The 23,229-nt window shown below is 62.1% G+C and carries 19 protein-coding genes and 1 pseudogene; 9 read left to right on the top strand and 11 right to left on the bottom strand.

Annotated elements, in window-relative coordinates; all coding sequences use genetic code 11:
• Nucleotides 1-125: 125 nt before the first annotated feature.
• From BHMPCIPO_RS01070 to BHMPCIPO_RS01090, 5 genes are all read right to left on the bottom strand, one after another.
• Nucleotides 126-1,322, bottom strand: a complete 1,197-nt coding sequence (locus BHMPCIPO_RS01070; RefSeq protein WP_173515048.1) for a cyanate transporter — start codon at nucleotides 1,320-1,322, stop codon at nucleotides 126-128.
• Nucleotides 1,323-1,533: 211 nt separating this feature from the next.
• Nucleotides 1,534-3,246 carry a dipeptide ABC transporter ATP-binding protein gene (locus BHMPCIPO_RS01075; protein ID WP_173515049.1) on the bottom strand — a complete coding sequence of 571 codons (1,713 nt, stop codon included), beginning with the start codon at nucleotides 3,244-3,246 and terminating at the stop codon, nucleotides 1,534-1,536.
• Nucleotide 3,247: 1 nt separating this feature from the next.
• The gene (locus tag BHMPCIPO_RS01080) at nucleotides 3,248-4,144 is read right to left on the bottom strand and encodes an ABC transporter permease (RefSeq protein WP_173515050.1); all 897 of its coding nucleotides are present in this window, start codon (nucleotides 4,142-4,144) and stop codon (nucleotides 3,248-3,250) included.
• Nucleotides 4,144-5,109, bottom strand: a complete 966-nt coding sequence (locus BHMPCIPO_RS01085; RefSeq protein WP_173515051.1) for an ABC transporter permease — start codon at nucleotides 5,107-5,109, stop codon at nucleotides 4,144-4,146. The genes BHMPCIPO_RS01080 and BHMPCIPO_RS01085 overlap by 1 nt, the downstream gene beginning before the upstream one ends.
• Nucleotides 5,110-5,272: 163 nt before the next feature.
• Nucleotides 5,273-6,847 carry an ABC transporter substrate-binding protein gene (locus BHMPCIPO_RS01090; RefSeq protein WP_173515052.1) on the bottom strand — a complete coding sequence of 525 codons (1,575 nt, stop codon included), beginning with the start codon at nucleotides 6,845-6,847 and terminating at the stop codon, nucleotides 5,273-5,275.
• Nucleotides 6,848-7,012: 165 nt separating this feature from the next.
• Between BHMPCIPO_RS01090 and BHMPCIPO_RS01095 the strand changes: the two genes are divergently transcribed.
• From BHMPCIPO_RS01095 to BHMPCIPO_RS33420, 5 genes are all read left to right on the top strand, one after another.
• On the top strand, nucleotides 7,013-8,389 hold the full coding sequence (locus BHMPCIPO_RS01095; protein ID WP_173515053.1) for an amidohydrolase family protein: 1,377 nt from the start codon (nucleotides 7,013-7,015) through the stop codon (nucleotides 8,387-8,389).
• Nucleotides 8,390-8,415: 26 nt separating this feature from the next.
• Complete coding sequence (locus BHMPCIPO_RS01100; protein ID WP_173515054.1) at nucleotides 8,416-9,612, top strand: amidohydrolase; 1,197 nt, start codon at nucleotides 8,416-8,418, stop codon at nucleotides 9,610-9,612.
• Between the two features lie 36 nt (nucleotides 9,613-9,648).
• On the top strand, nucleotides 9,649-10,365 hold the full coding sequence (locus BHMPCIPO_RS01105) for a GntR family transcriptional regulator (RefSeq protein ID WP_173515055.1): 717 nt from the start codon (nucleotides 9,649-9,651) through the stop codon (nucleotides 10,363-10,365).
• A gap of 599 nt (nucleotides 10,366-10,964) precedes the next feature.
• A complete protein-coding gene (locus BHMPCIPO_RS01110; RefSeq protein ID WP_173518048.1) occupies nucleotides 10,965-11,621 on the top strand; it encodes a flavin reductase family protein in 657 nt (218 codons plus the stop codon).
• Nucleotides 11,622-11,658: 37 nt separating this feature from the next.
• Nucleotides 11,659-11,793, top strand: coding sequence for a hypothetical protein (locus tag BHMPCIPO_RS33420; protein ID WP_282439001.1), 135 nt, complete (start codon nucleotides 11,659-11,661; stop codon nucleotides 11,791-11,793).
• Nucleotides 11,794-11,886: 93 nt separating this feature from the next.
• Here BHMPCIPO_RS33420 and BHMPCIPO_RS01115 read toward each other — a convergent pair whose 3' ends face one another.
• The 5 genes from BHMPCIPO_RS01115 to BHMPCIPO_RS01135 all read right to left on the bottom strand — a co-directional run bounded on the left by BHMPCIPO_RS01115 (nucleotide 11,887) and on the right by BHMPCIPO_RS01135 (nucleotide 17,199).
• A complete protein-coding gene (locus tag BHMPCIPO_RS01115) occupies nucleotides 11,887-12,801 on the bottom strand; it encodes a TIM barrel protein (RefSeq protein WP_173515056.1) in 915 nt (304 codons plus the stop codon).
• Between the two features lie 30 nt (nucleotides 12,802-12,831).
• Nucleotides 12,832-13,953 carry a sn-glycerol-3-phosphate import ATP-binding protein UgpC gene (locus tag BHMPCIPO_RS01120; protein WP_173515057.1) on the bottom strand — a complete coding sequence of 374 codons (1,122 nt, stop codon included), beginning with the start codon at nucleotides 13,951-13,953 and terminating at the stop codon, nucleotides 12,832-12,834.
• Nucleotides 13,954-13,995: 42 nt separating this feature from the next.
• Nucleotides 13,996-14,883 carry an ABC transporter permease subunit gene (locus BHMPCIPO_RS01125; RefSeq protein WP_173515058.1) on the bottom strand — a complete coding sequence of 296 codons (888 nt, stop codon included), beginning with the start codon at nucleotides 14,881-14,883 and terminating at the stop codon, nucleotides 13,996-13,998.
• Nucleotides 14,884-14,890: 7 nt separating this feature from the next.
• A complete protein-coding gene (locus BHMPCIPO_RS01130; RefSeq protein ID WP_173515059.1) occupies nucleotides 14,891-15,781 on the bottom strand; it encodes a carbohydrate ABC transporter permease in 891 nt (296 codons plus the stop codon).
• Between the two features lie 74 nt (nucleotides 15,782-15,855).
• Nucleotides 15,856-17,199, bottom strand: a complete 1,344-nt coding sequence (locus BHMPCIPO_RS01135; RefSeq protein ID WP_173515060.1) for an extracellular solute-binding protein — start codon at nucleotides 17,197-17,199, stop codon at nucleotides 15,856-15,858.
• 483 nt (nucleotides 17,200-17,682) lie between these two features.
• Between BHMPCIPO_RS01135 and BHMPCIPO_RS01140 the strand changes: the two genes are divergently transcribed.
• The 3 genes from BHMPCIPO_RS01140 (at nucleotide 17,683) to BHMPCIPO_RS01150 (ending at nucleotide 21,381) form a co-directional block, all read left to right on the top strand.
• Nucleotides 17,683-18,225: an NADPH-dependent FMN reductase gene (locus BHMPCIPO_RS01140; RefSeq protein WP_173515061.1), complete on the top strand. Its 543-nt coding sequence runs from the start codon at nucleotides 17,683-17,685 to the stop codon at nucleotides 18,223-18,225.
• Nucleotides 18,226-19,197: 972 nt separating this feature from the next.
• Nucleotides 19,198-19,728, top strand: coding sequence for a YcnI family copper-binding membrane protein (locus BHMPCIPO_RS01145; RefSeq protein ID WP_173515062.1), 531 nt, complete (start codon nucleotides 19,198-19,200; stop codon nucleotides 19,726-19,728).
• Nucleotides 19,729-19,773: 45 nt separating this feature from the next.
• A complete protein-coding gene (locus BHMPCIPO_RS01150) occupies nucleotides 19,774-21,381 on the top strand; it encodes a copper resistance CopC/CopD family protein (RefSeq protein WP_173515063.1) in 1,608 nt (535 codons plus the stop codon).
• Nucleotides 21,382-21,624: 243 nt separating this feature from the next.
• On the opposite strand, the gene BHMPCIPO_RS01155 is transcribed toward BHMPCIPO_RS01150, so the two are convergent.
• Complete coding sequence (locus BHMPCIPO_RS01155) at nucleotides 21,625-22,746, bottom strand: IS630 family transposase (RefSeq protein WP_173515064.1); 1,122 nt, start codon at nucleotides 22,744-22,746, stop codon at nucleotides 21,625-21,627.
• Between the two features lie 137 nt (nucleotides 22,747-22,883).
• On the opposite strand from BHMPCIPO_RS01155, the pseudogene BHMPCIPO_RS01160 reads away from it, so the two are divergent.
• Nucleotides 22,884-23,213: pseudogene (locus BHMPCIPO_RS01160) on the top strand (IS5 family transposase); the annotation flags it as partial.
• Nucleotides 23,214-23,229 lie beyond the last annotated feature (16 nt).

Genomic DNA, 23,229 nt, shown 5'->3' on the forward strand with positions numbered 1-23,229 from the left:
CGGCGACATGTCTAGTGTATTGGTCTCGTCCGCCACCGGTATCCGCGGGAACCGCAAGAGCCGCCGCCCGGAAAGTCTCGTCGACTGCCCGAGCGCGGCCAAAGCCTTTGAGAGCAAGACGTCGCTCAGATGGGTGACTGCATGGCCTGCGCGTAGCGCGATGGGTTGAAGCGCGTGTAGAGGAAGAACACGCTGACGACGCAGGCAAGGTGCAGCGTCCAGCCAGCGGCGAAGCTGCCGCTGACATCGTGCAGAAATGCCGTGGCAAACGGGCCGAGGGACGCGATCAGGAAACCACCGCCCTGCATCAATGCCACCAGCACGCCGGCCTCTTCCGGCCGCGGCAGATGGTCGAGGGCGGTGACGATCGCCAACGAGAAGCTGCTGCCAAGGCCGGCGCCGCACAGGCCAACCCAGACCGCGGGCGCTGCCTGGGGCAGGAACGCGAGGCCGGCAAAACCGATCGCCTGCATCGCCAGCGTCAAGCGCAGAAACGCGCGGCGATCGATACTGCGGCGAGCCAAAATCGGCAGGGCGAGGGCCGCCGCCGCCTGACAGATCGCCATCAGCGCCACGAGATTGCCGCTATCTCCGCTGCTCCAACCGAGGGACTGGTAATAGGAGGCGAGCCAGGCGACGGCGGAAGAGTAACCGGCGTTGACCAGGCCGAAGGCGAGAATAAGTGTCCAGGTCCGTGGTCGGCGGAGCAGCCGGCCGGTGAGCGCCTTGTCCGGACGATCGCTACGTGAGTCCGACAGGATCAGCCAGGCGGCACCGAGAGCAACGAACGCTGGCGCCGCGAGCCAGGCGAGGGCCGGGCGCCAGCCGGAACCGTGATTGACGAGAAATGGCGTCAGCCGCGCGCCCAACGCTCCGCCACCCATCAGAACCGCGGAATAGAGCCCGGTGACCACCGGTATGCTCCGGGGAAACTCCGCCTTGATGATGCCGGGGAAAGCCGCCTGGATGAAAGCGACGCCGGCGCCGCAAAGGGCAGCCGTCAGCACCAATGCTGCGCCGCCCGGCGCGACGAGGCGGAGCAGCGAGCCGGCCGCCAGCACAAACAGGGCGATGAGAATGCCGCGCCGCGTGCCGATCAAGGCCTGCACAGAAGGAGACACGAAGGCGCCCACACCCATCAGCATCATCGGCAACAATGTCAGCAGGGCCAGGCTGCCATATCCCATGCCGGTATCGGCGACGATCTCGGACAGCACGGGCCCGGGAGCGGTGAGAAATGGCCGCAGGTTGACGGCGACCAGCACGACGAGAATGAGCAGCATCCATTGGCGGCCCGTCGTGGGCTTTGATGAATTGGGCATGATTGGGTATTTCCTTACGTCTTCTTCTTGTTTTGTGGCCCGAAGGGGTACTTGCGCGCTGGCGCGTCAATCGTTGGCGATTGCGCAAAAGCGGCCGGCGCAAGCCGCGGAAGCGGCGGGCGAATGAGGATGCTGGCGACAGGTTCCCGACCGCGCCGACTTTGGCCGGCGAAGCGCAGGGGCGGGAGTATCGGTCTTTGGTTCTCCAGGCTTAGGCCGAAGCCAGCTCGCGCCCCATGATGCGCTCGACGGACGGAGCAAGGCGGAGAAGCTCGCGCGTATACTCGTGTTTCGGCGCGGTGAAGAGGGTTTCGGTATCCGAGAGCTCGACGATCTGGCCGGCCTTCATCACGGCGACGCGGTCGCACATCTGACGGATCACGGCGAGGTCGTGGCTGATGAACAGCATGGAGAGGCCGGCAAGATCGCGCAGATCCTTCAGTAGGTTGAGGAGCTGCGCCTGCACCGAGACGTCGAGCGCCGAGGTCGGCTCGTCGCAAATGAGCAGCGACGGGCGCGGTCCGAGCGCGCGGGCAATGGCGATGCGCTGGCGCTGGCCGCCGGAGAAGGCGTGCGCAAAGCGCGCGCCGGCGTCGGCGGGAAGGCCGACAGCTTCGAGCAGGGTCCTGGCGTCCTGCCGGGCTTCCACTGCGTTGGAGGCCAGCTTGTAGAACAGGATCGGCTCCGCAATGGCGGCGTTGATCCGCAGGCGCGGATTGAGTGCCGAATAGGGATCCTGAAAGACCATCTGCAGGGACTGCCGGATCGATTTTTCACGGCGGCCGCCGAGCGCCGTGCCCTGAAAATCGATGGAACCTGCACTTTGCGTGACAAGGCCCGCGATGGTGTTGGCAACGGTCGTCTTGCCGCAGCCGGATTCGCCGACGAGACCGAAAATCTCGCCGCGCCGAACATCGAATGAAACGCCCCTGACGGCCTTGAACACCGAGGCCTTGCGAAGCAATCCGCGCCCGCCGTACTCCACGGCAAGGTCGCGCACGGAGAGCACCACTTCGTCGCGGCTGCCTGTCTCGCTCTTCGCACTCATGCGGCGCACCGAGGCGCGCGCGTCGAGGGTCACCTGCGTTTCTTCGCTCGGCACTGGCAGGCGATCGAGGCGCGTATCGATTGGCGGCACGGCGGCGATCAGCGTGCGGGCGTAAGGCGCCTTCGGTGCCGTCAGCACCTCGCGCGTCGAGCCGCTTTCCACGACCGCACCGTTCTGCATGATGGTGACGCGGTCGGCGATCTCGGCGACAACGCCCATATTGTGCGTGACGAGCAGAACGCCGACGCCCCGCTCGTCGGCAAGGTCACGAATGAGCTTGAGGATCTGCGCCTGCACCGAGACGTCGAGCGCGGTCGTCGGCTCGTCGGCAACGATCAGCTGCGGATTGCAGGCGAGTGCCGTGGCGATGACCACGCGCTGGCGCTGACCGCCGGAAAGCTGGTGCGGATAGCTGCCGAGCCGGCGCTCGGGTTCCGGGATACCGACGGCCTTCATCAATTCCAGCGCGCGGGCCTTCGCCTCCCGGGAGGAGAGCTTCAGATGGGTAAGCATGCCTTCGCAGAGCTGGCTTTCCACCGTGAAGAGGGGGTTGAGGCTCGTCATCGGGTCCTGGAAGATTGCGCCGACATCGCGCCCGGGCACAATGCCTTCGGTACGGCCGGTACGCAGGTTGATCTCCTTGCCGGCAATGGTGATCGAGCCGGCGGCGATTTTGCCGGGGGCCTGCAGGAGGCCCATCAGCGCGTTGCCGACAGTGGTCTTGCCGGCGCCGGATTCACCGACGAGGGCGTGGATCTCTCCAGGGCGAATCGTCAGATCGAGGTCCTTGACGGCCGTCAGCGTGTTGCCGTTGGCCAGCGGATACTCGACGCGGAGCTTGCGAATGTCGAGGACGGGGCGCGTTGTTTCGGTCATCTCATGTCGCCATCAGTTTCGGGTTGAAGTGGTCGCGCAGGTAGTCGCCGATCACATTGACGGCCAGCACGAGGATGACCAGCACCGTCGCGGGCATCACCGCGATCCACCAGAGACCGGAGAACAGGAACTGGTTGCCGATGCGGATCAGCGTGCCGAGCGAAGGATAGGTCGGCGGCATGCCCGCGCCGAGGAACGAGAGCGTCGCTTCCGTCAGGATTGCGCCGGCGAGGTTGATCGTGGCGATGACCATCACCGAACTCATGATGTTCGGCAGGATGTGGCGGGCCATGATGCGGGGCGACGGCAGGCCGATGACCTTGGCGGCGCGCACATAGTCCCGCGCGATCTCCACCATGGTCGAGGCGCGCACGGTCCGCGCGTATTGGACCCATTCGTTGATGGCGATGGAGAAGATCAGCACCAGCGGCGCCCAGGCAAGCATCGCATCGGCGCTAAGCTGTGCGCGGGCGATGCCGCTGATGAGCAATGCAACGAGGATGGTCGGGAAGCTCACGAATATATCGGCGACGCGCATCACGATGCCGTCGACCATGCCGCCGAAGAAGCCGGCAATGAGGCCAAGCACGACGCCGAGCATGGCCGCAAAGACCACGGCGCCGAGGCCGATGACGACGGAGATCCTCAGCCCGAACAGAATGACGGAGACGAGGTCGCGTCCCTGGTTGTCCGTGCCGAGCAGGAAGCGGGAATCGCCGCCCTCCATGAACACTGGCGGAATTTCCATGTCCATCAGCGAGTAGGAGGCGACGTCGCGCGGGTCCATCGGCGCGATCAGCGGTGCGAAGATGACGAGGATCAGCATGATGGCGAGCACCAGGCTGGCGATGACAACGGAAACCGGCGGAAGCCGGCGCATCAGGGATTGCGTAGCCATTATCGTGTCCTCAGCCGCGGATCGATGAAGGTGTAGAGAATGTCGACGATCATGTTGATCATGACGAAGAGGAAGCCCACGAAGAGAAGGTAGGCCGCCAGCACCGGTACGTCAGGATAGCCGACCGCGTTGGTGAACAGCAGGCCCATGCCCGGCCATTGGAACACCGTCTCGGTGACGATCGCGAAGGCGATGAGCTGGCCGATCTGCAGCCCTGTGACCGTGACAACCGGCATCAATGCGTTGCGCAGGGCAAGCTGCCCATAGATGTAGGTTCGCGGCAGGCCGCGTGCGAAGGCGAAGCGGATGTAATCCGACGACAAGACGTCGATCATCTCCGAGCGCACCAACCGCATGATCAGAGTGAGCTGGAACAATGCCAGCGTGATCGACGGCAGGATCAATGACTTCAGGCCTGAAAGCGAGAGGAAGCCGGTCTGCCAGAGCCCGATATCGACGAGATCTCCGCGTCCTGAGGATGGCAACCATCGCAGGTTTACCGCGAAAATCAGGATCAGCAGTAGGCCGGTGACGAAGGTGGGCATGGAAATGCCGACGAGTGTCGCAGACTGGGTCAGCCGTGAGAAAAAGGCGTGCGGCTTCAGCGCGCAGAGCACCCCGAGCGGAATGCCGAGCGACAGCGCCAGCACGGTGGCAACGATCACCAGCTCCAGCGTGGCAGGAAGGCGGCTGAGCAACAGGCTCGTCACGGGCTGCTGGTAGCGGTAGCTCGTGCCGAGATCGCCGGTCACCACCTGGCCGAGGAAATTGACGAACTGAGCCAGGACCGGCTTATCGAGGCCGAGGGCGACGCGTACGGCGTCCTTTTCCGCCTGGGTCGCGCCTTCGCGCACCATTGAGGCGACGGGATCGCCGACGAAACGAAACATGACGAAGGCGATGGCGGTCACCGCAACCATCACGAGGATGGCCTGAAGCAGCCTGACTGAAAGGAGTCTGATCATCGGATAGTCCTTACGGGGAGCGATGTTGCCCGAAGGGGGCGGCTACCGGGTCGTACGCTCCCGCTTCCTCCGTGCCGTCGCCGGTCATGGAGGGGTTAACCCGGTTTGCGGCCCAGTCCCGGCTTGCTTTCGCTCGCCAGGACTGGCCTTGGGAGAATCCCGACTACTTCCTTATTTGCGCGAACCACGGACGCACGTACTCGTCCGGGAACTGCGGCATGTCGACCTTGCTGCTCATCGCCCAGGCGACCGGCTGCTGGTGCAGCGGCAGATAGAGGACCTCGTCATGCGTAATACGGAAGGCCTGCTTCAGATCCTCGATGCGCTTGGCTTCGTCGAGTTCCGTCGAAGCGGCATAGGCCAGCTTGTCGATCTCGGGATTGGAAAGCCCATCGGCGTTGCTGCCGCCGAAGGTGCCGTCATTCGTCGCCAGGAGCGCTTGCAGCGGGCTAAAGCCATCCATCGGCGGTAGCGAGGCCCAGCCGAGAAGGTAGATGTCGAACTCCCCCTTGTCGGTACGCGGGAAATAGGTCGTCTTGCTCTCGACACTCACGTTGGCTTGGACCCCGATCTGCGCCCACATGGAAGCGACCGCAAGGCAGATCTGTTCGTCGGCGATATAGCGGTCGTTGGGGCAGGCGAGCCCGGTCTTGAAGCCATCCGGATAGCCGGCCTCGGCCAGCAGCGCCTTGGCCTTGGCGACATCGTAAGGCAGGGGCACATCGATGTCTTCATCGTAACCGGTCACCGCCGGTGCGACCAGCATGCCGGCTGTACGGGACTTGCCGCGCATCAGGCGCTTCTGGATCGTGTTGGTATCGATCGCTTGCCACAATGCCTGGCGCACGCGCACATCGCGCAGCGGGTTCGGTTGGCCCGGAGTTGCATGCAGTTCCGGCCGGTAGCTGAATACGAAGAAGATGGTGCGAAGCGACGGGTTTTCGACAACCTTCAGGCCGTCGGTGGCCGCAATGCGGTCGATGTCCTGCAGCGGAACCGGTGCAATCATGTCGACTTCACCCGACATCAGCGCCGCGACGCGGGTTGCGTCGGAGGCGATCGGACGGAATTCGACCTCGTCCAGATTATGCTGCGGCTTGTCCCACCACTCCTTGTTCACTTCGAAGACCGAGCGCGAGTCCGGCTCGTAGCTTTTCAGCTTGAAGGCGCCCGTGCCGTTGGCATGGTTGCTGGCATAGGTGACGACGCCGGTGGACGCATTGCCCGGCTTGAGCGCGTCATGCTCCTCCATCCACGGCTTGCTCATGATGTAGATGGCGGCAAGATCGTTGAGGAGCAGCGGGTAAGGGCCGCGCAGGATAAGGTCGACGGTATAGTCGTCCACCTTCTCGACGCCGACGACGGTGGAAAGGTTCTCGCGGTTGCGGGCGCCGGGGTCGATCTGGCGCTGGATCGTCGCCACGACATCGTCGGCGTTGAAGGGCTGGCCTTCATGAAATTTCACGCCCTGGCGCAGCTTGAAGCGCCAGCGCTTGGGCTCGATGACCTCCCAGGACGTGGCGAGCGCCGGCTCGAGCTTCAGATCCTTGTTACGGCGCACCAGCGGATCGAAAACCATGTGATGAACGCTCTGGGTGAAGCTGTCGACCTGGGCGTTCGGGTCGTAGGAAATGACATCGCCGGATGAGGCCCAGCGCAGCGTTTCGGCAAATGCCGGCGCAGACAGCGGCGTAAGCAGGGCGAGCCCTGCCAAGAGGGTCTTTATAGAGGTCTTCACTGGTTTCTCCCGTTTAACGTATACATATTGTCTTTGCTATTGGATACGAATGGTCCCATAAATAGTGTACATCTGCTGCAAACAAGATCAAGATGGCGAAGGTCGTTTTGGCGCCGCTTTGTCAAAAAAGAACGCCAAAGCCAGCAGCCGGAGAGGGAACCTGCCATGACGAACGCACTACTGATTGAAAATGCCACGATCATCACGATGGACCCGGACCGGCGCATCATCGAGCGCGGCCATATTCTGGTCGAGAATGGGCGCATCGCCGCCATAGGTGAGGAAGATTTCGCCGGAGATCGGCAGGCCGAGCGCATCGAAGCCGCCGGCATGGTCGCGATGCCGGGATTGATCGATACGCACGCCCATGCCGGACATATGCTGACCAAGGGGCTTGGCAGTGAGGCCGAGGATTGGATGTCCGTGACCGGCCGTATCTACGCAACCGCGACCGATCCTGAATTCTGGGCGGCGGAGGCGGCGCTGTCGGCGGCCGAGAGGATCAAATGCGGCACGACGACCGCGGCGCTGCTGTTCGGCGGCGGCCCGGATATCATGCGCAGCGAGGCGCCGGAGGCCGCGGAGGCCCACCTTGCCTCGGTTGCCGCTATGGGCGTGCGGGAGGTTCTGGCGGTGGGGCCGAACCGGCCCGGGCACCGGCATGTTTATCGCCACTATACATCGACAGCGCACGACGACATCGTCGTCTCCCCAGACCGGCAAATTGACGTGGCCACGGAATTGGTCGACGCCTGGGCTGGGCGCGACGATCGCCTGCAGGTTGTCTTTTCTCTGCCCGTTTTCGACGAGCAGGAACTCAGGGATGAAACGGTATACAGGATCGCATGCAAGGTCCGTGATCGGGCGCGTGAGAGACGCGGCCTCCTGGTCCAGGACGGCCATCGCGACGGATCCATTGCCGCCAATGATGCGCGTCTCGGCCTCTTTGACGAGCGATCGCTCCTTGCCCATTGCATAGACCTCACCGAGGCCGATCGTGCCGTTCTCAAACGGACGGGTGCCAAGGTTGCACACAATCCCAGTGCATTGATGTCGGTCTATGGCCGCTGCCCGGCGCCGGAATTGATGGAGGATGGCATAACGGTGTCGCTCGGCACCGATGCCGCGGCACCCGATCGGCCCTTCGACATGTTTCGCAACCTGTTCCAGGCGCATCGTTACCACGCGCGTCATTTCGCAGACGATGCCGTGTTGCCGCCCCAGCGGCTGCTGGAGATGGCAACGATCGAGGGTGCACGCGCACTGATGATGGAGGATGAACTCGGCTCGCTCGAAGCCGGCAAGCGCGCTGATATCCTGCTCATGAACATGCGTCAGCCGCATCTCTGGCCGCCGCACGATCCGGTGCAACGCCTCGCGCGGTTCGCCAACGGGGCGGACGTGGATACGACCATTGTCGGGGGACGAATTCTGATGCGCGGGCGGCGCCTCGTGGCCCAGGACGAAGGCGCAATACTGGATCGCGCCTTGCGTGCCTTTCATCTCGCGATCGCCCGCGCCGGGCCAAGCGCTCGTACCTAAGCATTGCGACACGAGAGGATCTCAAGGTGACTGCAGACCTAATCATCCGCAATGCCCGTCCCTTCGGCGGGCCCTCAGAAGACCTTTTCATCCGTGACGGCCGGTTCGTCGCGGCAGACCGCGTCCATGCTGCGGTTGAGATCGACGCGGCCGGACATATCGCGCTGCCGGGGTTTGTCGAGGCCCATACGCATCTCGACAAGACGCTCATCGGCATGGACTGGTTCGAAAATCGGGTTGGCCCGACTCGCAATGACCGGATCCTCGCCGATCGCAACGCCAAGCGCGAACTTGGCATCGACGCCCGCCGGCAGTCTGCCCGCCAGATCATGCAGACGCTGGCCTTCGGCGTTTTGAGCATTCGCAGCCATGTCGATGTCGACACCGAGATCGGCATTGCCAATATCGAAGGCGTGCTCGAAACGCGCGAGGCGCTGCGCGATCTGGTCGACGTGCAGATCGTGGCCTTTCCGCAGAGCGGCATGCTGCCGCGCGCGGGTACGCTCGAGTTGATGGATGCGGCCTTGAAGGCCGGTGCCGACATTGTTGGCGGTATCGACCCCGCCTCCATCGAGCGCGATCCGGTGCGTCATCTCGATGCTATCTTCGCCCTTGCAGATCGTCATGGAAAACCGGTCGACATCCACCTGCACGAACCCGGCGACCTCGGAGCATTTTGCCTTGAACTCATCGTCGAGCGTACCCGCGCCTTGTCGTTGCAAGGGCGGGTCATGGTCAGCCATGCCTATTGCCTCGGGACGCTCGATACCTCCCGGCAAACGGGGCTCATTGACCAGCTGGCTGCCGAACGTATCGCGGTCATGACCGTAGGGAGTCCGTCGGCGCCCGCATTGCCGCTGAGATTGATGCGCCGGAGCGGTCTCACCGTAGCCTCCGGTTCCGACGGCATTCAGGGAACCTGGGAGCCGTACGGGAACGGCGACATGCTGGAGCGGGCGAAGTACCTGGCGCAACGCAACGGAATGGCCAACGATGCCGATCTCGAAGATGTCGCCCGCATCTGCACCTTCGGTGGCGCTGAAGGCATCGGACTTGGCGGCTATGGGCTCTCCGAAGGTTGCTTCGCTGATCTGGTGCTGGTACCGGCGCGCACGCTGGCGGAAGCCGTCGCCCTGACGCCGCAAAGGCGCACCGTCATCCGGCGCGGCCGCATGCTCGTGAAGGGCGGCGAACCGGCTGGTGACCTGCCGACCATCGAATGATCGCATGATCCGTGCCTCGCCGTCTTCAGGTTCGTCATGATGCCCAAACCCAGCGCCGCCAATCAAAATCCCTCGGTCCCCAAGTCGGACGTGGTCTATCGCATCTTGAAGCGCGCCATCCTCGATCAGGCGTTCGCTGCGGGAACGAAGCTTCCGGAGGATTCGATCGGCGAACGGCTCGGCGTCAGTCGCACGATTGTCCGGCAGGCTCTGGCCCGCCTGAACGGTGAGGGGTTGGTCGAATTGCGTCCGAACAGGGGCGCCTGCGTCAGCCATCCCAGTGTCGAGGACGGACACGACATTTTTGTTGTGCGGCGGGCACTGGAGACGTTGGTCGTTGACAGCCTGATCGGCAGGCTGACGCCGCCGAAGATCGAGGCGCTCGAAGCGCATCTCGATGCCGAGGACAAGGCCAGGGTCGGTGATCCTTCGACCTCGATTCATCTCGCCGGCGAGTTTCACGTCCTGCTCGCAAGACTGACGGAGAACGCGATTCTCTCACGATACGTCACGGAACTGGTCTCGCGCTCGTCTATGATACTGTCGCTCTACGGACGCCCCCATTCTTCCGATTGCGCCGTATCCGAGCATCGCACCCTGATTGCTGCCCTCGCGCGGAATGATCGCGAAAAAGCACGTGAATTGATGGGCCATCACATCGAAGCCATAACGGTCCGAGCCCTGTTGAAAAGCAAAGGTGAAGACGATCTGGCTCACCTCCTTGCCGCTTACGCAAGAGAAGAAGGTCTTTAGGCCGCAACGCCTTCCGGTTCGTTGTTGAAGCTGGGGCGTTCAAAGATGCGATTTCGATGATCGAGCGCATTGTATGCAATCTTTTGAAGGTTTAATCGGAAGACGTCGCCAGTGTTTCGGCTCACGGGAGCGGGCACGTTTCCCACTCCACGCGTCTCCTGCTATTGCTTGATTCGGTAATGGCCTGATTTCTTTCTATATAGTTCTGACCGTTTTTAGGGTGGCGGTTTGTTTTCCTGCAGGTGATGGCCATATCGTTCGCCGTTTTGCGCTAATTTGATATAGCAATGGGATACGATATTGACAGTGTAATGGATGCAATATAGCTCTGTATCGGCGATTGGCACTGTCGGGGGAGGGCAGCATGCGCAACGTACCCGTTGCCGGCCGGAGGGCCGGCGATGCTTTCCTGAGAACCTATCGTTCCTGCCGAAAGATGTATGCCGATGCTGGCCGTGTCTGCGCGCTCGAGCGATCAATGCTCCTGGCCGCGCTTTGCCGTGCGCCGGCGTCGTTCCCCAATGTGGCCGACGGTGGGGTGCGCGCTGTTTCCGCGCTGCCGCGATGAATTCTTGAACCAGCAAGCAGGAGATCCGGACATGAATATAGATTTCACCACGCTTCCGCCTCCCGATCGCTATCGGCTGCTGACCAACTTCATCGGCCCGCGCCCCATCGCGCTTGTTGGTACGCGATCGTCAGCCGGACACAACAATGCAGCGCCCATGAGCTTCTTCAACGTGTTCTCCCACGAACCGCCATTGGTCGTGCTCGGCATCCAGAACCGAGGCAATGGCGACGAGAAGGACACCGTCGCGAACATCCGCCGAACCGGCGAATTCGTCGTCAACATGGTCGACATGGCGCTCGCCGACGCGATGATCGTCTGTGGCGTCAATTTCGCCTCAGAAGTCGATGAGCTCGATTTCGCCCGCCTGACGCCGATAGCGTGCGACCAGATCGACGCCGCCCGCATTGCCGAAAGTCCCTGCAGCTTCGAATGCAGGGTCGAGCAGATCCTCGATTATCACAAACGCGTGCTGGTCATCGGCAGAGTGGTGCACATGCATATCCAGGACCGGTGCCTTGATGCGCAGGGGCGTTATGCGAATCCCGAGACCTATCAGCCGATCGCTCGGCTGCATGCCGACAACTACATCACCTCAGATCGACAGTTCGAGCTCAAGAAGCCGGAGGAGCTATTGCCCTTCGAGCAGGCACAAGTGAACCCCACGGCCGAAAAGGCCACTCGATGATTCGCATACACGTCGTCAACCCCACTCGACGGCGTCCATGACCGATCACCTCGTACGTGCGGCCGAGGCTGTGCGATTGGAGGGCTTCGTCATCGATGCCGAAACGGCCATGGGCACGCCGGCTTCGATCGACTCCGACGAAGTGGGCGGCTTTGGCCGCATCCCATATTGACCGTCCTATCGCAAGGCGTCGCCGAAATGCACGCCTTGAGCTGGATGCGATCCGGGTTGCTCCACCGCGTCTGCGATGGAGCAACCGGAAACATCATGCGGCGGAACGCTGTCCAACCGCTGCGGCAAGGCGCCTTGCGCGCTCGAGGCAGGCCGGTTGCTGATCGGCAAAGCGCTCGGCGCCGATTTCCATGATCAGCGTCGTATCCGGAAGGAAGGTCAGCTCGGAAAAGATGTCGTCCCAGGCAATGTCGCCCCAGCCGATCGGCAGATGCAGGTCGCCGATGCCGAGTGCCGTCGCCTCGGCCGGATGATAGAAGCGGTTCATGGAATAGGGCAGGCCGAAACTGTCGTGCACATGCAGGTGACCCGTCACCGGGGCCATGGCCCGCAGCTCGTCACGGAAATCCAACCCACGATGCGTGGCCTCGATATAGGCATGCGAGAAGTCGATGAGCGCGACGACGTTGCTGGAGCCGATCGCCCGCACCGTTTCTGCGACCTGGCTCGGGGTTTGCCGGTACTGGCCGCTTTCCGTCGTGAAGATGTTCTCGAGCGCGATGCGGACGCCGTATCCCTTTGCGATCTCCGCCATCTCTGCAAGGGCGTCGCGTTCCATCCTGTCGAGATCCGCGGCGTTCTCTCCGGGAACAAGCTGTGCTGCGCCGGAATGATGCACGAGGATCCCCGCGCCGAGCCGGTCGCACAGTTCGAGCATCGCCCTTACGACCTTCTTCTGCAGATGATGGTGCTGGCGATCCATGAAGTTGGATACGATCTGGCCGTGCAGCGAAAGCTTGTTGAAGGTGTACTTTTTGGTGATCTCGGCGACGCGCTGGACACGGTCTTCGATGATGCGGCCGCCACTGACGATTTCTTCGCCGTAGATTCCGATCTCGCAGGCGTCGGCGCCCGTCTCGGCAACTTCACGCAAGGAGGCATCAAGGCTCGAAAGATCGCCCTTGCCCGTCCGGTTGCAGAATCCTACGGCGGAAATGATGTCGTTCATCACGGTGTCTCCTGATGTATTGATTTGTGATCAGACTGCTTGGAGTGTCGGTTGACTGGCGGAACTGCGGATGGCGCGCGGCGCCAGATCGATCTCGATCCGTCGGCCGGTCTCCCGGTCGAAGAGATGAAGGTGCGCCAGTGGCAGTTCCAGGGTGATCCGATCGCCGGGCCGCACGCGCGTATGCTCGTCGACGCTCGCGGCGAAGGGGTAGCCGTTCAGTTCCGAGTGGATGACGCGGCCGGAGCCGAGCTCCTCGATGAAATCCACCTTTAGCGACACGCCCTCAGGCGCAACGGCACATTGTTCCGGGCGGATGCCGACCGTGATCTGCCTTGCGCCCAGTCGCGTCGCAAGGCCTCTGTCGATCGGCATCTTCGTGCCGCCGAATGTGAGACAGGCATTGTCGACGTCGACAGCGGCGTCGAACAGGTTCATCGCCGGCGAACCGATGAAGGATGCGACGAAGATGCTTGCCGGACGGTGGTAGATATCGAGCGGCTGGCCCACCTGTTCGACCACACCCTTGTTCATTACGACCAGCTTGTCCGCCAGCGTCATTGCTTCCACCTGATCGTGGGTGACGAAGATGGAGGTTGCCGAGAGACGCTGATGCAGCTTGCGGATCTCCGCCCGCATGGTGACGCGCAGCTTGGCGTCCAGGTTGGACAGCGGTTCGTCGAAAAGAAAGACGTTTGGTTCGCGAATGATCGCGCGCGCCATGGCGACGCGCTGCCGCTGACCACCGGAAAGCGCCGCCGGCTTGCGATCGAGATAATCGGAAAGCCCGACGATCTTCGCCGTTTCCTCGATCCGGCGCAGGCGCTCCGCCTTCGGGACGCCTGCCACCTTCAGAGCGTAGCCGATGTTTCCTGCAACGGTCATGTGCGGATAGAGGGCGTAGTTCTGGAACACCATGGCGCAGCCGCGTTCGCGCGGCTCGAGCCTGTTCACGACCTTCCCGTTGATCGCGATCTCACCGGAAGTGATCTCCTCCAGCCCTGCGATCATCCGCAGAAGCGTTGATTTTCCGCAGCCGGAAGGGCCGAGGATCACGACGAATTCTCCCGATGCGAAGGCGAGGTCGATGCCATGCAGGGTGGGGTTCTTTCCGTAGGATTTACGCACGGCGCGAATTGTGATGTCAGCCATGAGCGCGGACCTCTCTGTCTGTTCTGTTTGGGGAAAGCGGGGTCATTTTTCCGTGGCCACGAGGCCGCGCACGAACCACCGCTGCAGGACGGCAACGACGATGAGCGGGGGCAGCATGATGATCAGCGATCCGGCCAGCGTCACGTTCCAGTCCGGAGTGCCATTGTCGGCCGGAAGGAGCGCAACCAGCGACATCATCGTGGTCTTGTATTGGGGGTCCGTCACCATCAGGAGAGGCCAGAGATACTGGTTCCATCCATAGACGAACATGATCGTCGTCAGCGCCAGCATGTTGGTGCGCGAAAGCGGCAAGAGCATATCGATGAAGAAGCGGATCGCGCCCGACCCGTCCATGCGCGCGGCTTCTGCCAGTTCGTCGGGCAGGGTCAGGTAGAACTGGCGATAGAGGAAGGTCCCGGTCGCGGTCGCGATCAGCGGCAGTGTAAGGCCGGCATAGGAATTGAGAAGGTTCCAGTCGACCGAGACCTCGAGGCCGGTGACGGTGGAAATCAGAAGTCGAACCGGCTGGAACAGATCGGCGGCGACCGCATAGGTCGGCACAACACGCACCTCGAGCGGCAGCATCAGGGTGATGAACACCATCCAGAAGAAGAAGCCTTTCAGCGGCGTCCGGAAGAATACGATGGCAAAGGCCGTCAGCGCCGACAGCGCCACCTTGCCGACCGTGACGAGGCTCGCCATCACGAAGCTGTTCAGCATCGCCGTTCCGAGGTTGGCGCGCGACCAGGCGGCGCCCATGTTCTCGAACAGGCGATCCTGCGGCACGAAGCTGAAGGGTATGGCGTTGACCTGCTGGAATGTCTGGCTGGCGCCCGCCAGGATGACGATGAACGGGCCGATCAGCAGCAGGAAGCCGAAGATCATGACACCGTAGGTCAGCGCGTTGGCGAAAGGGGTCCGCTGGATCATGGGAGCCTCACTTGTAATGGACCTGGCGCTCGATGAAGCGGAACTGAATGAAGGTGAAGATCATGATGAGGCCGATGAGCACGAGGCTCTGGGCCGACGCGCCGGAGTAGTTCAAGCCGCGAAACGCCTCCTCGACGATGCGATAGACCATCACGTCCGTGCCGTGGTTCGGGCCGCCATCGGTCGTGCGGGCGACGATGCCGTAGGTATCGGCACCGACGAAACCTTCGGTCATCATGATGACCAGCAGGAAGAAGAGCGTTGGCGCGAGCAGCGGTATCTGGATATCGACCGCGCGGCGGATCGGGCCGCAGCCGTCCATCGCGGCAGCCTCGATGAGCGAGCGCGGAACCGATTGCAGGCCGGCGAGAAGGAAGATGAAGGTATAGCCCGCCCATTTCCAGGCGAAGACGATGATGACGAGGATCAGGGCGTGACTGCCGTACTTGGCCGGGTTCCAGAAGTCGGGAAAGGCGGCGTTGGCCGACGCCATCAGCCCGCGCTCCGGCGACAGGATGAAACGGAAGGCCATGCCGGCCGCAGGTCCGGCGATCGCGTAGGGCAGAATGTAGAGGAACCGGAACGGGGCGGAGCCCGGTAATTGCCGGTCGACCGCAAGGGCAAGAACGAGGCCGATGAAAATGGTGGCAAGTGTGCCGCAAAGGGCGAATGCCAGGCTGATGCCGACGGAGTTCCAGTAGAGCGGATCGGCGAACACCTCCTGGAAGTTGGTGAAACCGACGAATTCCGCAGCGCCCCCGAATGGCGGCTCCAGCGTGAAGGCCCATCGCAGCACGGCGACTGCCGGCCAATAGAAGAAGAGCAGGATCAGAATGATCTGCGGCAGGGCGAATAGGCTGGGCAGCCACCAGCTGCGAAAGGCCGCACGCTTGTCCATGTCGAATTTCCGATGCGCAAGAATAGAAATCGGAGCCTGCCGATGCTGCGGCAGGCTCCGGACGGATCAGATTTTTAGTTCAGCGTCTGTCCGGCGTAGGTCTTCTCGAAGCGACGCAGAACGGCGTTGCCGCGTTCAACCGTCTTGTCGAGCTCGGCCTGCACGTCTGCGTTCTGCATGAAGATCGCTTCGAGGGCGGTCGCGAATTCCTTGCGGATCTGCGTGAAGCCGCCGAGGCGAATGCCGCGGGTGTTTTCCGAAGTCGGGGTGAAGGACAGGCTCTGGATGGCGAGTTCACGCCCCTTGTACGGTGCCTTGTCGTAGAAGCCATTGGCCTTCATGGCGTCGAAGCCGGTCTTGGTGACCGGGATGTAGCCCGTCACCGTCGACCACCATTCGGCCATTTCCGGCGTGGCAAGATAGTTGAGGAAGGCGGCAGCACCCTTGTATTCCGCTTCCGGACGACCGGCGAGCACCCAGAGCGATGCGCCGCCGACGAGCGAGTTCTGGCGTTCGGTGCCCTTCCATACGGGCAACATGGCGACTTCCCACTTCACACCCTCGGGAAGGGTCTTGCCGATCGTGCCATGGTCGGCGATCGAGGTCTGGATCATCTGGCAGGTCTGGGACGTGAAGGCGGGGACGATGTCCATGCCGAGCTGCTTGGTCTTGACCACGAAGAGCTTCTCGTCGGCCATCTTCTTGAAGAACTTCACGTGGTCGACGAACTTGGTCTTGTTGACGACGAGCTCGGCGTCCAGTCCCTCATAGCCGTTCGCCTTGGTCGCAATCGGCTGGTTGTGGATCGCCGAGAACTGCTCCATCAGCGCCCATGTGTCGAAGTTGAATGCGAGCGGGCATTCGTAGCCGGCTGCCTTCAGCTTGCGCGCCGCTTCTTCGACCTGCTCCCAGGTGTCCGGCTTGAAGTCGATGCCAGCCTTCTGGAAGGCGTCGGCGTTGTAATAGAACATGGCTGTCGAGGAGTTGAACGGGAAGGAATTCAGCTCGCCCTTTGCCGTTGCATAATAGTTGGCGATGCCGCCGAAATAATTGTTCCAGTCGATCGTGTAGCCATTGTCGGCCATCAGCTTCTTGGCGGGCACGAATGCGCCGGAGAGCATCATGTCGAGCGTGCCGGCATCATAGATCTGGGTGATCGCCGGCTGCTTCTTGGCGCGGTAGGCGGCAATCGTGTTTTGCAGCGTCGTGTCGTAACCGTTTTGCGAGGTGCAGACGATCTCGAACTCGGATTGGCTGTCGTTGAACTTCTTGCAGGCATCCTGGACACGTTCGCCAAGATCGCCCGAAAGGCCGTACCAGAATTCGAATTTGGTCTTTTCGGCGGCTGCCGCCGGCGCGCCCAACGCGACGCTTGCCATCAGGCCGATGAATACGGACGTAGTGACGGAGACTCTCATTTGCAAAACGCTCCTTGCAGATTGGCGGACACCAGGATCGGTGGCACGAATGAAGCCGGGCGCTTGCTAACAGCTGAGTGTGACAGTCCTTGCCAATCTGCATGATGGAAAAATGAAAGTTTGATTACGCCGCCAAGATGCGGTGCGCTCCATGGTTGCGCCGTTTCCATTTTGCGAGCTGCCATTGTTTGCCTGGCGCCGGATGCCCCCGGCTGTAACGGCGTTGCGCGCAGACGGGGCTGAGCCAGATCGTTTCTGGCGCGCATCCGATCGCTCCCGGGGATACCTAATACGAATGGGTTAGGCGACCGCTTTCGTACCTGCGACGTTCACCTATCGTTCGATGCGTATTAGAAGTTAAACTATCTCACAATACTCATCTAATGCGTTTGTCGTCTGTCGGCGCCGCCCCGTTCAGGAGCTCAGCCGATGGGGTAGGCCGCATGCGTTGACAACCATGTCCAATCGACCACTCTTCTCCCCATGAAGATTCTCGCGATATCAGGCAGCGCCCGGATCAATTCCACCAATACGGCCATGCTGCGTGCCGTCCGTTCGATTGCGCCGGCGAGCATCGATATTTCAGTCTTCGATCGCCTGGGAGAATTGCCGGTCTTTTCGCCGGACCTCGAGAGCCTGCCTCTGCCGCGGACGGTGCGAGACTTTATAGACGCCATCGCAAAGAGTGACGGCCTGATCATTGCAAGCCCGGAATACGTGCGCTCCATTCCCGGCGGCCTCAAGAATGCGATCGACTGGCTCGTATCCGGAGAGGAAATCATCAGCAAGCCGATTGCCCTGCTGCACGCCTCCCATCGGGGAGACGACATGCTGGCCAGTCTGCGCACGGTTCTTGCGACCGTCAGCGACCGTTTCACGACGGACATCTTTCTCCGGCTCCACCTGATGAAAATGGAGCCGGCTGACGTGTCGCGGGCCGTCGAAACACCTGAGAACCGCTGGAAGGTACAAGCCTATCTTCAGGCGTTTGCATCGTTCTGCGTGGCCGAGCGTGAAACCGCTTAAGGTGGAAACCTGTCGTAGCCTCTGGCTGCGGGAGCGATCCGCGCCTCGAGGGGCAGCCCATAGCCTGGCCGATGATCAGCCGGTTCGACGCTCTTTGCGAGCCGTCACCCGCTGATCGACCGGCCGGCGCCCTTCCGACCTGATTTTGCTTGCGAAGTCGGAGAATGGGGGTCCGCTCAGCTTTCCGGTTTCCTGGTGGCTTCATAGTTGCTGTGGAGCAAGGACGGGGGCGTGCGTAACCGATAGCTATGCGGTGGCTCTGGACACTTCCGAAAGACAACGCAGAAGGAGTTTGATTGTGGTGAGGCGACGCAACGGTTGGCGACTGGCGTTTGTCGCTGCCTGCCTGTTCGTGCTGCAATCGATCGTCGGCGCATTTGCCGCGAGTTCGATGCCTGCCTTCTCGCAAATCGACGCTTTCGGCAATGCGCTCTGCGTAAGCAGGGATCACGCCAGCAACGGCAATCAAGACTCCGATCATCGGACCGCCGCCGATTGCTGCCTTCTCGGATGCTGCGTGTCCTCGCCGTTCCTGGCGGCTGCGCCCCCTGCCGGCGGGGGTGTTGCCCTTCAAGCCGCGTCTGCGGTGCACCAGGTGTGGCCCGCAGCAAGCCCGGTGTCGACCGGCAAACACCGGCCCGGCTATCCTCGCGCGCCTCCACGGTTGTTCGCCTGATCGATTGCGTTCGGCCGTCCTCTGTCTGACGTGGGCCTTTCGTTCGCCGGCATGCGGCCGCCACCACCGCAACGATCACTCCTTTCGCGGGGTCCAACGCTGACTGCGGGTCGGCATTGAGCTGACGGGCACTGCGCACATCAATCCTGTGCGCGATCGCCGGGCACCACCGATGAAAATCTCGGCAACCTTTTCCGGACCACCGCATCCAACCCGGAGACCCGCGGGAGGTATTCCCGCGTCCTCCTATGAAACGTCCAACTCCGACTAAGCCAATCATCTCAAAGGAATAGCACATGCTGTCGAAACTGATCATCACCGCCGCCTTCCTCGGGATAAGCGCCACGACGGCCTTCGCCCACTCCACGCTCGAAGTGACGGAGGCGCATGTCGGCGCGTCCTACAAGGCGGTCATCCGGGTCCCGCACGGCTGCGAGGGCAAGCCGACGCTCGCTCTGCGGGTCCAGATCCCGGAAGGAATGATTGCGGCAAAGCCGATGCCGAAACCAGGCTGGACGCTGGAGAAGATCAAGGGAGCCTACGCGAAGTCCTACGACTACTTCGGCACGCCGATGAAGGAGGGCGTGAAGGAGATCGTCTGGAAGGGCGGCAGCCTGGCCGACGACGAGTATGAGGAGTTCGTCTTCCGGGCTTTTCTGACCGAAAGCCTGCCGGTCGGCAAGACGCTCTATGTGCCGCTGGTGCAGGAGTGCCCAGATGGCGCGACCGAGCGCTGGATCGAGGTCCCGGCAGAAGGCAAGTCGAGCGACGATCTCGAATCTCCGGCACCCGGCATCAGGCTGCTCGAAAAGAAAAGCGGGCACTGACCGGATCGACTTGGCCCAAGAAGGTTAGCTAACCGGAGAGCACGCATGGCGCTCGTACCAAGGAGCTTCTCCCGCCTGGCGAGGCTGATGGCAATCGCGCTGTGCGGGCTCTTCCTGCAGGCTGGCGTGGCGTTCGCCCATGCGGCGCTCAATTCAAGCGAGCCGGCGGACGGCACGGTCGCCGACACCGCGCCGTCCGTCTACGTGTTGACGTTCAGCGAACCGGTATCGCCATTGCATTTGAAGCTCATCAGGCCGGATGGGACGGTGCTCCCCCTGGAGAGGTTCGAGCTCAAAGATCGAACCGTCGCGATCGCAGCACCAACTGACCTTGGGCGAGGCACGCATGTACTCAGCTGGCGTGTGACCTCCGCCGATGGCCATCCGATCGGTGGATCGGTCGTCTTTTCGCTCGGCGCGACGAGCGCCGCACCGCCCGCGATGGGAGATAGGATCGACTGGGCCGTACGCGCCGGCATCCTGTTATCGAAACTCGCACTTTATGTGGGCCTGTTCATCGGCGTTGGCGGCGTGTTTTCGCTCTGCTGGCTGCCCTGCAGCACCCGCCCAGGGCGCAACATCGTTGCGGTCGCGCTTGGCACAGGGTTCCTTGGCGCGCTTGCCGCCGTGGGCTTTCAGGGGCTCGATGCGCTGGGAGTGCCCCTGACGCACTTTGTCGAGCCGGCCGTTTGGTCCACGGCGATGGCAACGAGCTTCGGGCGGACAGGGATGGCGGCGCTCGTTGCCTTTGGCGTGGCCGCCATGGCGCTTAGCGGCAAGGGGCGGTTTGCCCGGGTGTCATCCCTCGCGGCCCTGATCGTGTCATCGGCCGCCTTGTCGCTGAGCGGCCACGCTTCTACGGCAGAGCCGCAATGGCTGATGCGCCCGGCCGTCTTCCTGCACGTCGCTGCAATAGGTCTCTGGGTCGGAGCACTGGCTCCCCTGGGCATGGCGTTGCGGCGCGGCGACCCGATGGCACTTCGGGCGCTGCGTCGGTTCTCAACATTCATCCCTTATGTGCTTGTCGGGCTCGTTGGGGCGGGTGTCGTCTTGACCATCGTGCAGGTCGAAAAACCGCAAGCGCTGTTGGAAACCGCCTATGGTCAGGTCTTTATGGTCAAGATGGCATTGCTGGTCGGATTGTTTCTCCTGGCGATCGCAAATCGCTGGCGACTGACGGAGCCGGTCGTTGCTGGAGGTCGGACATCAGCGAAGCATCTGGTCCGCTCGATCGCTGCGGAGACGCTTGTCGTTTTCCTGATTTTCGGCGCCGTGTCTTGCTGGCGCTTTACGCCGCCGCCGCGCGCCCTTCCCGCCTTGGCGGCCCAAGCCGCAAGCCTTCATATCCACACGGACAAGGCGATGGTCCTCATTGAGGTCTTGCCGGGGCGGATGGGTGAGGTCGACGTATCGATCAACGTTCTCACGGGTGAAAGTGAACCGCTTGCTGCCAAGGAGGTGACGCTCATCCTTTCCAAGCTCGATTCCGGTATCGAGCCGTTCAAGCGCATAGCGGTACGGCGTGGCGAAGCGGATTGGGGCGTCGACCGCATGGCCATCCCCTTGCCGGGTCTCTGGCAACTGCGGGTCGATATTCTGATCAATGACTTCGAGAAGGTAACGCTGAGCGACGAGATCAGCATCGGGCCATGAGCGCGGCGGCCGCGGCGCCGGCAGAGCGATGCCTTGTTAGTATTTTAGAAATATCAAATGTTCATACTGCGCCACCATGCGCGGTTTTCTGCTGATGGCAATTTTCGCTGGCGGATTGTGGGTGGCGGACACGACCCTGTGTGAAGGCCGCTACACCCAGGAGCTTGGGCATGAAATTCACTCCGCGACCAGACGCGCCGGGTATTGGCTGAACGCCCAATTGAACTTTCTGCGCACCCGCTTCTAGTGTCCTGATTCAGAAGTTTCTGCCGATTTGTTTTGCACATCGGCGATTTGCAGGGTTGCCAGGCAAAAGCGTTTGATGGTGGCGAGGATATCGTCTGCCGATTTGGTCCATCGGAACGGTTTGGGATCGGTGTTGACGGCGTCGATATAGGCGGTGATTGCCGCCTCCAATTCAGCGGTGGAGCGGTGCACGCCGCGCCGGATTTGCTTTTCGGTCAGGTTGGCAAAGAAGCGCTCGACCTGGTTGAGCCATGACGCCGCCGTCGGGGTGAAATGAATGTGCCAGCGGGGCCGCTTGAGAAAGAAGCTGCGGATGGCGCTGGTCTTGTGGGTGGCGTAGTTGTCCATGACGATGTGGATATCAAGGTCTGGCGGCACGTTGGCTTCGATTTCGCGCAGGAATCTCAGGAATTCCTGCGCGCGGTGACGCTTGAAGCAGCGACCGATGATCTTGCCGGTGGCAGCGTCGAGCGCGGCGAAGAGCGAAAGTGTTCCATGCCGGGTGTAGTCGTGGCTGCGCCGCTCGATCTGGCCGGGCCGCATCGGCAACACCGGCTGGCTGCGATCGAGTGCCTGGATCTGGCTCTTCTCATCGACGCAGAGCACCAGCGCCCGCTCGGGCGGGTTGAGATAAAGGCCGACAATGTCGCGCACCTTCTCGACGAATAGCGCATCCGAAGACAGCTTGAAACTTTCGGCGCGATGCGGCTGCAGCCCGAAGGCCGTCCAGATGCGATGGATCGTCGAGGGCGCATGTCCGACCGCCCGTGCCATCGAACGCAGGCTCCAGTGGGTGGCGTCCGGCGGTGTCGTCTCCAGCGTCAACCGGATCGTCTCGGCGATCTCTTCGTCGCCGATCTGGCGCGGCGCGCCGGGACGCGGCTCGTCGTAAAGCCCATCGAGCCGCTGCTCGGCGAAACGCCGTCGCCATTTGGCCACCGTGTTCGGCATCGTGCCAAGCCGCGTGGCAATCTCCTTGTTCTCAACGCCGTCCGCGGCCATCAGCACGATCTGGGCCCGCCGCGCCAGGCCCTGCGCCGTGCCGCGGCGGCGAACCAATGTCTCCAGTTCACCGCGCTCCTCACCCGTCAAGACAATCGCAACCGCCGCTTTGCCCATCGATCATCCCCTTCTCAAACAGGGAAAATGATCGCACAAATTTATCGATCAGGACACTAGGTCCAATCGACATTCAGGCTTCCCAAATCAGTTGATCGCTGATTCATAGGAGACCGTGTTGAACGAGGGTCTTTTGCATGGCGGCGAAGCGGTATGAACTGAGCGATGCTCAGTGGGTCAGGATTGCATCTTTGTTGCCTGGTAAGGCTGGTGATCCCGGGCGCACCGGCTCGGACAACCGCTTGTTTATCAATGGCTGTCTTTGGGTGCTGCGTTCCGGCGCCCATTGGCGCGATCTGCCGGAGCGTTATGGCAAATGGAAGACGGTGCATAAGCGCTTTAGCCGCTGGTGTCATGCCGGCATATGGGAGCGGGTGTTCGAGACGCTGACGGCTGACCGTGACAACCAGTATCTAATGATCGACAGCACCATCGTTCGTGCCCATCAGCAGGCGGCATCCGGAAAAGATTCCATGATGAGCG

Source organism: Ensifer sesbaniae, from assembly GCF_013283665.1.
Lineage (GTDB): Bacteria > Pseudomonadota > Alphaproteobacteria > Rhizobiales > Rhizobiaceae > Ensifer > Ensifer sesbaniae.

Excerpts from the sequence above, each read along its gene's own strand:
- BHMPCIPO_RS01145 (WP_173515062.1), top strand. The coding sequence starts at position 19,198 with ATGCTGTCGAAACTGATCATCACCGCCGCCTTCCTCGGGATAAGCGCC.
- BHMPCIPO_RS01130 (WP_173515059.1), bottom strand. The coding sequence starts at position 15,781 with ATGGACAAGCGTGCGGCCTTTCGCAGCTGGTGGCTGCCCAGCCTATTC.
- BHMPCIPO_RS33420 (WP_282439001.1), top strand. The coding sequence starts at position 11,659 with ATGACCGATCACCTCGTACGTGCGGCCGAGGCTGTGCGATTGGAGGGC.
- BHMPCIPO_RS01075 (WP_173515049.1), bottom strand. The coding sequence starts at position 3,246 with ATGACCGAAACAACGCGCCCCGTCCTCGACATTCGCAAGCTCCGCGTC.
- BHMPCIPO_RS01150 (WP_173515063.1), top strand. The coding sequence starts at position 19,774 with ATGGCGCTCGTACCAAGGAGCTTCTCCCGCCTGGCGAGGCTGATGGCA.
- BHMPCIPO_RS01155 (WP_173515064.1), bottom strand. The coding sequence starts at position 22,746 with ATGGGCAAAGCGGCGGTTGCGATTGTCTTGACGGGTGAGGAGCGCGGT.
- BHMPCIPO_RS01120 (WP_173515057.1), bottom strand. The coding sequence starts at position 13,953 with ATGGCTGACATCACAATTCGCGCCGTGCGTAAATCCTACGGAAAGAAC.
- BHMPCIPO_RS01125 (WP_173515058.1), bottom strand. The coding sequence starts at position 14,883 with ATGATCCAGCGGACCCCTTTCGCCAACGCGCTGACCTACGGTGTCATG.
- BHMPCIPO_RS01085 (WP_173515051.1), bottom strand. The coding sequence starts at position 5,109 with ATGATCAGACTCCTTTCAGTCAGGCTGCTTCAGGCCATCCTCGTGATG.
- BHMPCIPO_RS01095 (WP_173515053.1), top strand. The coding sequence starts at position 7,013 with ATGACGAACGCACTACTGATTGAAAATGCCACGATCATCACGATGGAC.
- BHMPCIPO_RS01105 (WP_173515055.1), top strand. The coding sequence starts at position 9,649 with ATGATGCCCAAACCCAGCGCCGCCAATCAAAATCCCTCGGTCCCCAAG.
- BHMPCIPO_RS01070 (WP_173515048.1), bottom strand. The coding sequence starts at position 1,322 with ATGCCCAATTCATCAAAGCCCACGACGGGCCGCCAATGGATGCTGCTC.
- BHMPCIPO_RS01110 (WP_173518048.1), top strand. The coding sequence starts at position 10,965 with ATGAATATAGATTTCACCACGCTTCCGCCTCCCGATCGCTATCGGCTG.
- BHMPCIPO_RS01135 (WP_173515060.1), bottom strand. The coding sequence starts at position 17,199 with ATGAGAGTCTCCGTCACTACGTCCGTATTCATCGGCCTGATGGCAAGC.
- BHMPCIPO_RS01140 (WP_173515061.1), top strand. The coding sequence starts at position 17,683 with ATGAAGATTCTCGCGATATCAGGCAGCGCCCGGATCAATTCCACCAAT.
- BHMPCIPO_RS01080 (WP_173515050.1), bottom strand. The coding sequence starts at position 4,144 with ATGGCTACGCAATCCCTGATGCGCCGGCTTCCGCCGGTTTCCGTTGTC.
- BHMPCIPO_RS01115 (WP_173515056.1), bottom strand. The coding sequence starts at position 12,801 with ATGAACGACATCATTTCCGCCGTAGGATTCTGCAACCGGACGGGCAAG.